Source organism: Saccharothrix sp. S26, assembly GCF_021390395.1.
GTDB lineage: Bacteria > Actinomycetota > Actinomycetes > Mycobacteriales > Pseudonocardiaceae > Actinosynnema.
Genome location: NZ_JAJUWT010000013.1, coordinates 218,339 through 231,034 on the forward strand (window position 1 = coordinate 218,339; position 12,696 = coordinate 231,034).

Genomic DNA, 12,696 nt, shown 5'->3' on the forward strand with positions numbered 1-12,696 from the left:
GACGGAGTGGTTACTTCTTGACTTCCACTCACGGGCGGGAGGTGGTCACTGTGGGTATCCGGCGTTTCGGCGCGGTCACGGCGGTGGCGGCATTGGTGGTGCTGCCGGTTCCGACACCGGCGCAGGCGCAGCAGGCGGTGACGTTGCGGGTCGCGATCACCCAGCAGGTGGATTCGCTGAACCCGTTCCTGTCGGTCTTCCAGGCGGGCACCGAGGTCGGCAGGCTCATGTACGACTACCTGACCGCCTACGACGTCAAGGACCAGCACCCGGTCGAGGGCCTGGCCGACCGGTGGGAGTCCTCGCCGGACCGGCTGACGTGGACCTTCCACGTGCCGGAGGGCAAGAAGTGGTCCGACGGGCAGCCGATCACCGCCAAGGACGCCGCCTTCACCTACGACCTGATGATGCGCGACGAGGTCGCCGCCACGGCCAACGGCAGCTTCACCGCCGAGTTCGAGTCGGTCACCGCGACCGACGACCGCACGCTGGTGATCAAGACCAAGCAGCCGCAGGCGACCATGCTGGCGCTGGACGTGCCGATCGTGCCCGCGCACGTGTGGTCGAAGGTCACCGACATCGCCGAGTACCGCAACGACCGGACACCGGTCGTGGGCAGCGGGCCGTTCGTCCTCACCGAGTACCGGGCCAACGAGTTCATCCGGTTCAAGGCGAACAAGGACTACTGGCGCGGCGCGCCCAAGTACGACGAGCTGACGTTCACCTACTACAAGACCGCCGACGCCGCCGTGCAGGCACTGACCAAGGGCGAGGTGGACCTGGTCAACCGGATGGGCCCGGCCCAGTTCGACTCGCTCAAGGACTCCGAAGGCATCACGCGCAACCAGGCGCAGGGCCGCCGCTTCAACGAGATCGTGATCAACTCCGGGGCGGCCACGCGCACCGGCGAACCGATCGGCGACGGGCACCCGGCGTTGAAGGACGTCGTCGTGCGCCGGGCGATCGCCAAGGCGCTGGACCTGGACGCCATCATCGCCAAGGTCAACGGCGGCTACGCGCAGCGCGGCACGGGCCCGATCCCGCCGGTGTTCGCCGACTACCACTTCAAGCCCGAGTCCCCCTACCCCTACGACCCGGCGGCGGCCAACGCCGACCTGGACCGGGCCGGGTACGCGCGGGGCGCGGACGGCATCCGCGTCTCTCCCGAGGGCAGGCGGATGCAACTGCGGCTGCTCGGGCACGCCAGCCGCGCCTACGACGAGCAGACCGCCGAGTTCGTCAAGCGGTCGCTGGCGGAGCTGGGCATCGTGGTCGACGTGCAGATCGTGTCGGACAACCAGCTCAACGAGGCCGGCACGGCCGGCACGTTCGACCTGCAGTTCTCCGGCTGGGGCACCAACCCCGACCCCGACTTCATCCTGTCGCTGCACACGTGCGGCCAGCGGCCCAACGCCGACGGCAAGGGCGGCACCACCGACACGTTCTTCTGCGACCCCGAGTACGACGCGCTGTACGCGCAGCAGCGCGCCGAGTTCGACCCGGCCAAGCGCCGCGAACTCGTGCGCAGGATGCAGCAGCGGTTCTACGACCAGGTGCCGGCCGTGGTCCTGGGCTACGACAACGCGCTGGAGGCCTACCGCAGCGACAAGTTCGCCTCGTTCCCCGTGCAGCCCGACCCGGGCGGCGTGATCATGGCGCAGAACGGCGTGTGGGGGTACTACGGCGCGACACCGGTGGCGTCGGCGGGCCAGGACGGGGGCTCGAACACCGGCCTGGTGCTCGGTGTGGTGGCCGGGGCGCTGGTCGTGCTGGTCGGTGGGGTGTGGCTGGTGGGTCGGCGGCGCGGCCTGCGCGCGGAGGACCGCGAGTGATCCGGCACCTGGCGGGCAAGGTCGGCGGTGCGCTGGTCAGCCTGCTGTTCGTGGTGGCGCTGGGGTTCTTGCTGTTCCGGGTGATCCCGGGTGACCCCGTGGTCGCGATGACGCGGGGCCGCCCGGTCACCGGCGACCAGCTCGCCGAGCTGCGCGCGCGGCTGGGCGTGGACAAGCCGTTGACCGAGCAGTTCGTGGACTACCTGGCCGCCGCCGTGCGCGGCGACTTCGGCACGTCCTACGTCTACAGCCGGCCGGTGCTGGAGCTGATCGGCGAACGGCTGTGGCCGACCGTGCTGCTGACCGGCACGTCGACGGTGCTGGCCGTGGTGATCGGGCTGTGGCTGGGCATCCGGGGCGCGTGGCGGCGCGGGTCGCGGTCGGACCGGATCTCCACGGGCCTGGCGCTGGCCCAGTGGGCGATGCCGACGTTCTGGCTGGGCATGCTGCTGTCGCTGGCCACCGGCGACCTGTTCCCCAGCGGCGGCATGCGCTACCCGGACACGCCGCCGGACTTCCTGTCGCAGTCGCTGGACGTGGCGCACCACATGGTGCTGCCGTGCCTGACCATGATCGCCGTGGTCTACGCGCAGTACCTGCTGGTGATGCGGTCGTCGTTGCTGGAGGAGATGCACGCGGACTACCTGACCACGGCACGGGCCAAGGGGTTGCGCGACGACCTGGTGCGCCGCCGGCACGCGGTGCCCAACGCGTTGCTGCCGACCGTGACGCTGGTGTTCCTGCACCTGGGGCTGGTGGTGTCGGGCGCGATCACGGTGGAGACGGTGTTCTCCTGGCCCGGGCTGGGGCTGTTGACCTACGAGGCGCTGACCGGACCGGACCTGCCGCTGCTGCAGGGCACGTTCGTGGTGCTGGCGGGAGCGGTGATCACCATGAACGTGTTCGCGGACCTGCTCTACCGGGTGCTCGACCCGCGGGTGCGTGCGTCGTGACGGCGATCGCGTGGCAGCGGCGGCGGGCCGCGGCGGGAGCGACGTGGCGGGAGTTCGCCTCCCAGCGCGGCGGCCTGGTCGGGTTGGTCGGGTTGGCGGTGATCACGCTGCTGGCGCTGCTGGCACCGTGGGTGACCGACGCGTCGGGGCTGGACGTGACGCGGGTGACCGCCCGGCCGTGGGAGCCGCCGTCGTCCACCTACTGGCTGGGCACCGACCACAACGGGCGGTCGGTGCTGCTGCTGACGTGGTGGGGCACCCGGATCTCGCTCGTGGTGGGCCTGGCGGCCACGGTGCTGTCGGTGCTGATCGGTACCGTGGTCGGGATCGCGGCGGCGCACTTCGGTGGGTGGGTGTCGGCGGTGCTGATGCGGTTCACCGACTTCTTCCTGGTGCTGCCGTCGCTGGTGCTGGCGATCGCGTTGTCCACGGTGCTGCCGCGGGGATTGGGCACGATCGTGCTGGCGATCGGGGTGACGGCGTGGCCCGCGACCGCGCGGCTGGTGCGGGCGCAGACGCTGGCGGTGGAGGCGCGCCCGTTCATCGAGCGGGCCCGGGCGCTGGGCGGCGGGCACGGGCACGTGATCGGGCGGCACGTGCTGCCCGCGGTGCTGCCCCTGGTGTTCGTGAACACGACGTTGACCGTGGCCAGCGCGATCGTGGCGGAGTCGACGCTGTCGTTCCTCGGGTTGGGCGACCCGACCCGGGTGTCGTGGGGGTCGCTGCTGCACGCGGCGAACATGCACGGCGCGGTGTCGCAGCGGGCGTGGTGGTTCCTCGTCCCGCCCGGCCTGGGCGTGGTGTGCGTGGTGCTGGCGTTCACGCTGTGCGGGCGGGCCCTGGAGACGGTGCTCAACCCGCGGCTGAAGGGGGAGCGGTGAGCGGCCTGCTGGAACTGCGCGACCTGAGCGTGCACTACCGGAGCGCGCGCGGCGAGGTGACGGCCGTGCGGTCGGTGTCGCTGGGCCTGGAGTCCGGGCAGACGCTGGGGCTGGCGGGGGAGTCGGGCTGCGGCAAGTCCACCGTGGCCATGTCGGTGCTGCGGTTGCTGCCGCGCACCGCGCGCGTCGAGGGCCAGGTGCTGCTCGACGGCGAGGACGTGCAGGGCATGACGTGGGGCCGGCTGCGGGCGGTGCGGTGGGCGGCGGCGTCGGTGGTGTTCCAGGGCGCGATGCACGCGTTGAACCCGGTGCACCGGGTGGGCGAGCAGATCGCCGAGCCGATGCGGCTGCACGGCGTGAGCGGGTCGGTGTCGGCGCTGCTGGACCAGGTGGAGCTGCCCGCCCGCGCGGCCCGCGCCTACCCGCACGAACTGTCGGGCGGGCAGAAGCAGCGGGTGATGATCGCGATGGCGTTGGCGTGCGAGCCGCGCCTGGTGATCGCGGACGAGCCGACCACCGCGTTGGACGTGGTGGTGCAGGCGCAGGTGCTGGCCGTGCTCAAGCGGCTGGTGACCGAGCGGGGCATCGGGCTGGTGATGATCAGCCACGACCTGTCGGTGCTGGCCTCGACGTGCGACCGGCTGGCCGTGATGCGGCACGGGCAGGTCGTGGAGGAAGGTCCGGCGCGGCAGGTGATCGCCTCGCCGACCCACCCGCACACGCAGGCGTTGGCGGCGGCGTTCCCGACCGTGGGCGATCCGGCGTCGCGGCACGTGACGCCGTCGGAGGTCGCCCCGGACGGGCCGGTACTGCTGCGCGCGGAGGGCGTGCGGGTCGACTTCGGCGCGACCAGGGCCGTGGCCGGGGTGGACCTGGAGGTGCGGCAGGGCGAGATCGTCGCGTTGGTCGGCCAGTCCGGGTCGGGCAAGACCACGTTGGCGCGCACGTTGCTCGGGTTGCAGAAGCCGACCGCCGGCCGGGTGCTGTTCGAGGGTCGGGAACTGCCCCGGTCGGCGTCGGGCCTGCGCGCCTACCGGCGGCAGGTGCAGCTGGTGTTGCAGGACCCGACCAGCGCGTTGAACCCGCGGCACTCGGTGTACGAGGCGGTCGCGGAAGGGCTGCGCATCCACCGGGTGCAGGGCGACGAGGCCGCGCGGGTCGCCGAGGCGTTGTCGCAGGCCGAGCTGCGCCCGCCGGAGCTGTTCTTCCCGTCGCTGCCGCACGAGCTGTCCGGCGGCCAGCGCCAACGCGTGGTGATCGCGGGCGCGTTGGCGCTGGGTCCCCGGCTGCTGGTCGCGGACGAGCCGGTGGCGTCGCTGGACGCCTCCGTGCGCGGGGAGATCCTGGCGCTGCTGCTGCGGCTGCGCCGTGAACTCGACCTGGCCGCCCTGGTGATCACCCACGACCTGGGCCTGGCGTGGACCATCGCCGACCGGGTCGCGGTGATGTACCGGGGCGAGCTGGTGGAGCAGGGCACGGTGGAGCAGGTGCTGCTGTCACCGCGGCACGACTACACGCGCACCCTGCTCGCCGCCGTGCCTCACGACCAGCGCAGCACCCGGCCGAACTGGACCAGCTCGCCGTAGTGCTCCGGGCGGCGCGCGCCGAGCGCCAGGGCGAGCAGCGGCTTCGCCGCCTCGGTGGGGGTCGAGGCGTCGCTCATGTCGGGGAACCAGGGGCGGGAGGCGTCGGTGTCGACCAGCCCGGGGCAGACCGCGGCGATCAGCGTGCCGGCCGCCGTGTCGGCGTCCCGGCGGCGCCCGGCCACCGCGCGCACGGCCGCGACCTGGCCGACCTTGGAGGGGATGTTGATCCAGTCCGGCCAACCCCGGCGCGACGCCGTGCCGTCGAGCACCGCGTCGCGCCAGGCCAGGATCGTGGCGTCGACCTCGTCCAGCGACCGTGCGGCGAAGTGCTCGTGCAGGTGGCGGGGTAGGTGGCGCAGGGTGCCGAAGGAGCTGGCGACCACCAGCAGCGCCCCGCCGGGCCGCAGGAGCGGGGTGAACGCGCGCAGCACGTGGGAGGTGCCGAGGTTGTTGGTGTCGACGAACGGGCCGACCTGCTCGGTCCACGGCACGTCGGGGGCGAGCCGTGCGGCGGCGTTGGAGAGCACGACGTCCACCCCGCCGTGGCGTTCCCGCAGGTCTTCGGCGAAGGAGGCGACGGAGTGCGGGTCGGCGACGTCGAGCACGGCGGGGCGGACGACGTCGTGCCCGATGGCCGCCGCGGCGTCGGCCACGCGCCCGGCGTCCCGTCCGGTGAGGTAGAGGACGTCGGCGGGGGCGGCGCGGTGCGCGAGACCTTCGGCGAGGGCGAACCCGAGGCCCTGGTTCGCGCCGGTGACGACGGAGATGCGACTCATGCCCTCATGGTCGTGCGGCCCCGGGAACCGATCGGTTCCCTCTGACCTGCACTTTTCTTCACCGACCGGTCCACTGACGGGTGAATCTGCCCCCGACCATCAACGATAACGCCGTTTCGGTCCGGGTCGAACGTCGGTTGAAACAACGAGGCCGGCAACCAACCCCTGCCCCGCCACCACCCTCGGGCAACACCCCCTCGGGCAGCACTGCGCGAGGAACGCGGAGTCACCGCCCGTCGGCCAGGCGCAGCATCGCCCTGGACACGCGGACAGGCCCGGGTGGGGACCGGGCCCGGGCGCGTGGCCGTGCTGCCGCGGCCGGCCAACGCAGCGGTCGCCCCGCGGCCCCACCGGGCGGCGCCGGACGCCCCGCCCACCCTGCGCCAACCCTGCGCCACGCGCTGCCGGGCTTACCCTGCCGCGCTCGACCCGACCGCGGGCGGTCGGATGTCGGAGCCCGGCCGCCCGTCGCGCGACGCGGCTCGCGGATCGGGTCGCGGATCAGGTCGGCGGTCGGGTCGGCGGTCGGTGCCCGGGTCGGTCTTGTGCGGGTCGGGCTCCGGACCGGGCGGTCGGTTCGCGGCGCGCACGCTGGCGTCCCGCCTGGCGTCGAGCAGGTCGCCGGTGTGCTCCTCGGCCCACGCGGCGAGCGCGCGGACCGGGGTGAGCAGCGAGCGGCCGAGGGCGGTGAGGGCGTGCCGGCCGTCGACGCTGGTCAGCAGGCCGTTGGCGCGCAGCCTGGCCAGCGTCTGGGTGAGCATCTTGTTGCTGATGCCTCCGATCCGGTCCAGCAGCTCCCCGTACCGCAGCGGCCCGTCGCCGAGGGCGACGACGACCACGACCGACCAGGTGTGCCCCACGACCTCCAGGGTCGTGCGGGCGGGGCAGTCGGACAGGAACACGTCGTAGTCGCTCACCCCGTCACAAGTACCGCTTGAGCTCCCGCTTCGCCAACGACATCCGGTGGACCTCGTCGGGGCCGTCGGCCAGGCGCAGGGTCCGCGCGGAGGCCCACAGCTCGGCCAGCGGGAAGTCCTGGCTCACGCCGCCCGCGCCGTGCGCCTGGATCGCCTTGTCCAGCACCCACTCCGCCATCAGCGGCGTGCCGATCTTGATCGCCTGGATCTCGGTGTGCGCGCCCTTGTTGCCGACGGTGTCCATCAACCACGCCGTCTTGAGCACCAGCAGCCTGGCCTGCTCAATCCGCACCCGCGACTCGGCGATCCACTCCTGCACGACGCCCTGGCGCGCGATCGGTTGGCCGAACGCGACCCGGGAGATCGCGCGGCGGCACATGAGTTCCAGGGCGCGCTCGGCGATGCCGATCAGCCGCATGCAGTGGTGGATGCGGCCGGGGCCGAGGCGGGCCTGGGCGATCGCGAAGCCCTCGCCCTCGCCGGCGATGAGGTTGTCCGCGGGCACGCGCACGTTGTCGAAGACGATCTCGGCGTGCCCGCCGTGCGAGGCGTCGGTGTAGCCGAACACGTGCATGCCGCGCTTGACGTGCACGCCCGGCGTGTCGCGCGGCACCAGGATCATGGCCTGCTGGCGGTGCCGTTCGGCGTCGGGGTCGGTCTTGCCCATCACGATGAAGATCGCGCAGTTGGGGTTCATCGCGCCCGACGACCACCACTTGCGGCCGTTGACGACGTACTCGTCGCCGTCGCGGACGATGCTGGTGGCGATGTTGGTGGCGTCGGAGGACGCCACGTCCGGCTCGGTCATGCAGAACGCGGACCGGATCTCCCCGTCGAGCAGGGGCCGCAGCCACTGCTTCTTCTGCTGCTCGGTGCCGAACATCGCCAGCACCTCCATGTTGCCGGTGTCCGGCGCGGCGCAGTTGAGCGCCTCGGGTGCCAGGTGCGGGCTGCGGCCGGTGATCTCGGCCAGCGGCGCGTACTGCAGGTTGGTCAGGCCGCCGCCGTGCTCGGGGTCGGGCAGGAACAGGTTCCACAGGCCCTGCCGGCGCGCCTCGGACTTCAGCTCCTCCAGCACCGGCGGCCGCGCCCACGGGTCGTCGGCCTCGGCGAGCTGCCGCTCGGCGACCGGTTCGGCGGGGTAGACGAACTCGTCCATGAACCGCAGCAGCTTGGCGCGCAGTTCCTCGGTCTTGGCGTCGTAGGCGAAGTCCATCAGTGCTCCCCTGAGGTCGCGGCGAGTCCCTGCCGGACCAGCGGCAGGGTGAGGTGGCCGATCTGGTCGAACCCCGCTCCCACGGTCTTGCCGCGGGTGAAGCGGAAGTGGATGCCTTCGAGGATCACGGCGAGCTTGAAGTACGCGAACGCCGTGTACCAGGCCAGGCCGCCGGTGTCGGCTCCGCTGCGCTCGGCGTAACGGCGCACCAGCTCGTCGGTGTCGGCGAACCCGGGCAGCGTCGGCACGGTCCCGGTGATCGGGTCGTCCTCGCGCGCGCCGATGCCGTTCCAGTACACGCACAGCAGGCCGACGTCGGCCAGCGGGTCGCCCAGGGTGGCCATCTCCCAGTCCAGCACCGCGCTGATGTCCAGCGGGTCCTGCGTGACCAGGACGTTGTCCAGCCGGTAGTCGCCGTGCACGATCGTGGCGCGGGCGGAGTCGGGGACGCTGTCGGCGAGCCGGTCGCGCAGCTCGTCGATGCCGGGCAGGTCACGACTGCGGGAGGCGTCGAGCTGCTTGCCCCAGCGGGCGACCTGGCGCTCGAGGAAGCCGTCCGGTCGGCCGAAGTCGGCCAGGCCGACGTCCTTCGGGTCGACCGCGTGCAGGTCGGCGAGCACGTCGACCAGCCGTTCGGACAGCGCGCGGGCCCGGTCCGGGGTCAGCCACGGGCACTGGTCGCGGTGCCGCAGCGCCACGCCCGGCACCTCTTCCATCAGGTAGAACGGCGCGCCGATGACGTCGGTGTCCTCGCACAGCAGCTCGACCCGCGGCACGGGCACGGCGGTGTCGGCGAGGGCCTTGATCACCCGGTGCTCGCGGGCCATGTCGTGCGCGGTGGCCAGCACGTGGCCCAGCGGCGGCCGGCGCAGCACCCAGCGCTGCTCGCCGTCGGTGACGCGGTAGGTGAGGTTGGACCGACCGCCGGGGATCAGCTCCCCGGTCAACGGTCCGCTGCCGAGGTGGGCGGCGAGCCGGTCGAGGTCCAGGCCGGGCAGTTCGGTCATGCGGCGACTCCCCTGAGCTGGGCGATCACCGCACGGGTCGTGTCGGCGTCGGTGTGCCGGTGGGCGTGCAGGCCGACCGCCTGCGCCGCTTCGACGTTGACCGGCGCGTCGTCGAAGAACACGCACCGGTGGGCGGGCAGGCCGATCAGGTCCAGCGTGTGCCGGAAGATGCGCGGGTCGGGCTTGCGCAGCCCGATCCGGCCGCTGATCACGATGGTGTCGAACAGCTCCAGCAGCAGCTCTTCGGGGTAGCCCTCGCCCCAGCTGTTGGACAGCAGCACGGTCCGCAGGCCGTCGGCGCGCAGTTCGCGGACCAGCTCGACCATCTTCGGGTCGGGGTGCGCGCTGCCGAACATGCGGCGCAGCAGCCCTTTCGACGCCACCTCGCGGCCGTCGAGGGTGAGCAGTTCGGCCGCGAGGAGGGCTTCGAACTCGTCGGGGGTGAGTTCGCCGGTCTCCAGCCGGGCCACCGGGCTGTCGGGTGCCGCGTCACGTCCCATCCACGTCCGCATGGTGCGGCCGTAGCGGTCCCGGTCGATGTTCTCCGAGGTCAGCCAGTCGTCGATGAAGGCGGGCACGGAGACCGTGAGCACGCCGCCCCAGTCCAGCACCACCGCGTCGATGCGCCGTTCGTCCACGTCGCGAGGGTACCGACCGGTCGGTATGTCGGCAAGCCCGATACTCGGTGTTCATTTCGGAAAACGTGAACGCGGTGTTCGCGTTTGACATTTCGCCATTCGCTTCGGCATTGTCCGCCCCGGCGATCACGTTCTCTTCTTCAAGCCCCTCACCTGGGATTATCAGTCACGTGTCGGTGTTTTCGAGGGGGAAGTCATGCCGATCCTGGTCACCGGGGCGACCGGCACCGTCGGGCGGTGCGTGGTGCGTCGGCTGCTCGCCGCCGGCCGATCGGTGCGTGCGCTGACCCGCCATCCGGCTGTCGATCGAGCGTGACGGTCCGGCGATCGTGGACGTGCCGACGCGGGCGGAGGTGCGGCGGCTGACGCACCTGGGGCACGACGACCCGAGCCGTCCCGACGACGATCCGCTGGAGTCGTGGCACCGGGTGTTCCACCGGGCGATCGAGTCGTCGCAGATGGAGTGGACGCACGTGTTCCCCGGCGAGTTCATGGCGAACACGCGGGAGTGGGCCGCGTCGATCCGCGCGGAGGGCGTGGTGCGGGCTCCGTTCGGCGACCGGACGAGCGCGAGGACGACATTGCGGCGATCGTGGTGGAGGCCCTGGTGGAGGACGGGCACGCGGGGCGGACCTACTGGCCGACCGGTCCGGAGCCGGTGCGCCGGCGGGACGCGGTGCGGATGATCGGTGAGGCGATCGGGAGGGAGGTCGGGTTCGTGGAGCCGACCGCCGGGCAGGCGCGGGAGCTGTGGCGCGAGGTCTACCCGGCCGAGGTGATCGAGTGGTTCCTGGAGATGGGCCGCCACCCCGAGGGCAACAGCTGGGTGTCACCGGACGTGGAGCGGGTGCTGGGTCGGCCCGGTCTGACGTTCGACCGGTGGGCACGCGACCACGCCGCCGACTTCCGCTGAGACCACGGGCCGTCAGGCCGGTTCGGGGACGGCGTTGCGCAGCCGGATACCGCTGAACCCGAGCGTGCTCGCGGTCACCCGCCGCCAGAACGGCCACAGCGTGGCCATCAGCCGCAGCTCGATGCCGGCCTCCTCGTGCAACGCCAGCAGGTCGCCGACGGGGTCGGCCGGGCCGAGCGGTTCGACCGGTTCCGTGGCGACGTGCGCGTTGGGCGGGTCGCCGAACGGCCTGAACGCCCCCGCGTCGAACCGGTAGGCGTACACGCGCGCGGTCTGCATCCGGCGCAGCCAGCCGAACTCGATCGCGTGCACCCGCTCGGCACCCAGCCACTCCCGGTCCCCGGCGGTGGTGGTCGGCTCCACCCACGCCAGGGCACGCGGGCACTGGCGCGGGAACCAGTAGTCGGGTGCTCGGTCGTGGTCGACGGCCCACACGTAGGCCTCGGGTTGGCGGGCCGTGGCGGCCACGTGCGGCTCGAACCGGGTGATCGTCGGGTTCTCGGAGAAGTGCAGCACTTGGCCCGGTGCCGGTCGCATGGCCGACGATCGTGCCGGAACCCGGCCGGCTCGCTCCACCGATTTCCGTGTCGACCCTTGGCCCGGGGTCTGAGGTGGCCCGGGGTCTGAGGTCTGGCGTCTGAGGTCTGGCGTCTGACGTCGGCCCTGGGTCTGCGGGTGCCGGGCTCGGTACCGCCCGGCCGGGTAGTCGCGGACAGGCGGCCGGGGCCTGCACGCGGGAAGTGTCGAGGGTATTGCCGGTCGGGTGATCGTGATGGTGGCGGTGCCGTCGGGCGACGTGCACCGGGCCTACCTGCCGTAGACCCGGTGCACATCCGGTATCCGACGGCGTGGACGTGTCAGGCGTTGATCTCCTTCGGTGCGCCGTCGGTGTGGCTGATGGTGATCTTGCGCGGCTTGGCCTTCTCCGCGATCGGGATGCGCAGCGTCAGCACGCCGGAGTCGTAGTCGGCCTTGATCCGGTCGACGTCGAGCGAGTCGCCGAGGAACAACTGCCGCGAGAACACGCCCAGCGGCCGCTCGGACAGCTGCATCTCGACGTCGTCGGTGCGGTTGGGCCGACGCTCGGCCTTCACCGTGAGCACGTTGCGCTCCACGTCGAGGTCGATCGCGTCCGGCGTGACACCGGGCAGGTCGAACTCCACCACGAACTCGTCACCGGTGCGGTAGGCGTCCATCGGCATGGGCGTGGGCCGCGACCAGGTGCCCGGTCCGGTGAAGAACTGCTGCGCCAGCCGGTCCAGCTCCCGGAACGGGTCCGTGCGCATCAACATCGGGAACACCTCCTGAATCTGTCTGGTCAATGCGCTGGTCTTCGCGCTGCCGACTCAGTTGTACCACGTCGTCATCTCGTTGACAACACCGAATGTCGTCGGTAAGTTGACGCCATGGCGATCGGAGACTACGAGACCGTCCGAGCGGCGGCAACCGGGGAAGACCTCAGTGCCGGGCAGGTGCTGTCCGCGCTGGTCCTCCTGCGGCGATTGCGGGATGAGCTGGCCGGATGGGAACCGCAGCTGATCGCCGCGGCACGGGAGCTGGGCACGAGTTGGGCCGAGCTGGCTCCCGCGTTGGGGGTGGCCAGCAGGCAGGCGGCCGAGCGCCGGTACCTGCGGCTGCGCCCGTCGGAGCTGGGCGCGACGGCCGAGGGCCGGGTGCGTGCCGAGCGGGACCGGCGCGCCGCCGACCGCGCGGTGTCGCAGTGGGCGCGCGACAACGCCGCGTCGTTGCGCAGCCTGGCGGGGCAGGTCGGGCAGGTGGACGTCGTGGTGCGGCAGGCGTTGGCGGAGGACGACGCCGTGGCGTTGCTCGAGCCGTTGACGGCGGCGCTGGCCAAGGTGCGGTCCACCCACCCGGACCTGGCCGCCGAGATCCAGGCCGTCAACGAGCGGGCGGAGGAGGTGCGACGGGACACCCAGACGCTGCGGGACAACCAGCTGCCCCGCGACAACCACTGAC

At 72.1% G+C, this 12,696-nt stretch carries 14 protein-coding genes; 7 read left to right on the plus strand and 7 right to left on the minus strand.

Translation table 11 applies throughout. The annotated features are described in order from the left end of the window. Nucleotides 1-50 precede the first annotated feature (50 nt). The 4 genes from LZG04_RS22485 to nikE are packed head-to-tail and all read left to right on the plus strand — an operon-like array spanning nucleotide 51 to nucleotide 5,252. On the plus strand, nucleotides 51-1,832 hold the full coding sequence (locus LZG04_RS22485) for an ABC transporter substrate-binding protein (protein ID WP_233819820.1): 1,782 nt from the start codon (nucleotides 51-53) through the stop codon (nucleotides 1,830-1,832). After that, entirely contained in the window at nucleotides 1,784-2,785 is a 1,002-nt protein-coding gene (locus tag LZG04_RS22490) for an ABC transporter permease (protein WP_233819822.1), read from the plus strand. The genes LZG04_RS22485 and LZG04_RS22490 overlap by 49 nt, the downstream gene beginning before the upstream one ends. Next, on the plus strand, nucleotides 2,782-3,666 hold the full coding sequence (locus LZG04_RS22495; protein WP_233819824.1) for an ABC transporter permease: 885 nt from the start codon (nucleotides 2,782-2,784) through the stop codon (nucleotides 3,664-3,666). Before LZG04_RS22490 ends, LZG04_RS22495 begins: the two co-directional genes overlap by 4 nt. Then, entirely contained in the window at nucleotides 3,663-5,252 is a 1,590-nt protein-coding gene (nikE, locus tag LZG04_RS22500; RefSeq protein ID WP_233819826.1) for an ABC transporter ATP-binding protein, read from the plus strand. The genes LZG04_RS22495 and nikE overlap by 4 nt, the downstream gene beginning before the upstream one ends. Here the strand turns inward: nikE and LZG04_RS22505 are convergent. The 5 genes from LZG04_RS22505 to LZG04_RS22525 form a co-directional block, all read right to left on the minus strand. Further along, nucleotides 5,207-6,028, minus strand: coding sequence for an SDR family NAD(P)-dependent oxidoreductase (locus LZG04_RS22505; RefSeq protein WP_233819827.1), 822 nt, complete (start codon nucleotides 6,026-6,028; stop codon nucleotides 5,207-5,209). The genes nikE and LZG04_RS22505 overlap by 46 nt on opposite strands. A 410-nt stretch (nucleotides 6,029-6,438) precedes the next feature. Continuing rightward, nucleotides 6,439-6,945, minus strand: coding sequence for a helix-turn-helix domain-containing protein (locus LZG04_RS22510; RefSeq protein WP_233819829.1), 507 nt, complete (start codon nucleotides 6,943-6,945; stop codon nucleotides 6,439-6,441). A gap of 4 nt (nucleotides 6,946-6,949) precedes the next feature. Then, nucleotides 6,950-8,161 (minus strand): acyl-CoA dehydrogenase family protein, encoded by a 1,212-nt coding sequence (locus LZG04_RS22515; protein ID WP_233819831.1) that lies wholly within the window; start codon nucleotides 8,159-8,161, stop codon nucleotides 6,950-6,952. Continuing rightward, the gene (locus tag LZG04_RS22520; RefSeq protein WP_233819833.1) at nucleotides 8,161-9,168 is read right to left on the minus strand and encodes a phosphotransferase family protein; all 1,008 of its coding nucleotides are present in this window, start codon (nucleotides 9,166-9,168) and stop codon (nucleotides 8,161-8,163) included. Before LZG04_RS22520 ends, LZG04_RS22515 begins: the two co-directional genes overlap by 1 nt. After that, nucleotides 9,165-9,806 (minus strand): HAD family phosphatase, encoded by a 642-nt coding sequence (locus LZG04_RS22525; protein WP_233819835.1) that lies wholly within the window; start codon nucleotides 9,804-9,806, stop codon nucleotides 9,165-9,167. The genes LZG04_RS22520 and LZG04_RS22525 overlap by 4 nt, the downstream gene beginning before the upstream one ends. Before the next feature lie 196 nt (nucleotides 9,807-10,002). Between LZG04_RS22525 and LZG04_RS22530 the strand changes: the two genes are divergently transcribed. Continuing rightward, nucleotides 10,003-10,122: an NmrA family NAD(P)-binding protein gene (locus tag LZG04_RS22530; RefSeq protein ID WP_374202851.1), complete on the plus strand. Its 120-nt coding sequence runs from the start codon at nucleotides 10,003-10,005 to the stop codon at nucleotides 10,120-10,122. A gap of 276 nt (nucleotides 10,123-10,398) precedes the next feature. Beyond that, entirely contained in the window at nucleotides 10,399-10,719 is a 321-nt protein-coding gene (locus tag LZG04_RS22535) for a hypothetical protein (protein WP_233819837.1), read from the plus strand. Nucleotides 10,720-10,731: 12 nt separating this feature from the next. On the opposite strand, the gene LZG04_RS22540 is transcribed toward LZG04_RS22535, so the two are convergent. Together LZG04_RS22540 and LZG04_RS22545 are read right to left on the minus strand one after the other, a co-directional pair. Beyond that, nucleotides 10,732-11,256 (minus strand): DUF6886 family protein, encoded by a 525-nt coding sequence (locus LZG04_RS22540; protein ID WP_233819839.1) that lies wholly within the window; start codon nucleotides 11,254-11,256, stop codon nucleotides 10,732-10,734. A 320-nt stretch (nucleotides 11,257-11,576) separates the two neighbouring features. Then, nucleotides 11,577-12,011, minus strand: coding sequence for an Hsp20/alpha crystallin family protein (locus LZG04_RS22545; protein ID WP_233819841.1), 435 nt, complete (start codon nucleotides 12,009-12,011; stop codon nucleotides 11,577-11,579). A gap of 114 nt (nucleotides 12,012-12,125) precedes the next feature. Here LZG04_RS22545 and LZG04_RS22550 point away from each other — a divergent pair, with 114 nt between their 5' ends. Continuing rightward, nucleotides 12,126-12,695, plus strand: coding sequence for a hypothetical protein (locus tag LZG04_RS22550; RefSeq protein ID WP_233819842.1), 570 nt, complete (start codon nucleotides 12,126-12,128; stop codon nucleotides 12,693-12,695). The last annotated feature ends 1 nt before the right edge of the window (nucleotide 12,696 follow it).

What these genes read in the sequence shown, in the direction of transcription:
- LZG04_RS22515 (WP_233819831.1), bottom strand. Translation starts at nt 8,161, where the DNA reads ATGGACTTCGCCTACGACGCCAAGACCGAGGAACTGCGCGCCAAGCTG.
- LZG04_RS22520 (WP_233819833.1), bottom strand. Translation starts at nt 9,168, where the DNA reads ATGACCGAACTGCCCGGCCTGGACCTCGACCGGCTCGCCGCCCACCTC.
- LZG04_RS22530 (WP_374202851.1), top strand. Translation starts at nt 10,003, where the DNA reads ATGCCGATCCTGGTCACCGGGGCGACCGGCACCGTCGGGCGGTGCGTG.
- LZG04_RS22505 (WP_233819827.1), bottom strand. Translation starts at nt 6,028, where the DNA reads ATGAGTCGCATCTCCGTCGTCACCGGCGCGAACCAGGGCCTCGGGTTC.
- LZG04_RS22550 (WP_233819842.1), top strand. Translation starts at nt 12,126, where the DNA reads ATGGCGATCGGAGACTACGAGACCGTCCGAGCGGCGGCAACCGGGGAA.
- LZG04_RS22545 (WP_233819841.1), bottom strand. Translation starts at nt 12,011, where the DNA reads ATGTTGATGCGCACGGACCCGTTCCGGGAGCTGGACCGGCTGGCGCAG.
- LZG04_RS22540 (WP_233819839.1), bottom strand. Translation starts at nt 11,256, where the DNA reads ATGCGACCGGCACCGGGCCAAGTGCTGCACTTCTCCGAGAACCCGACG.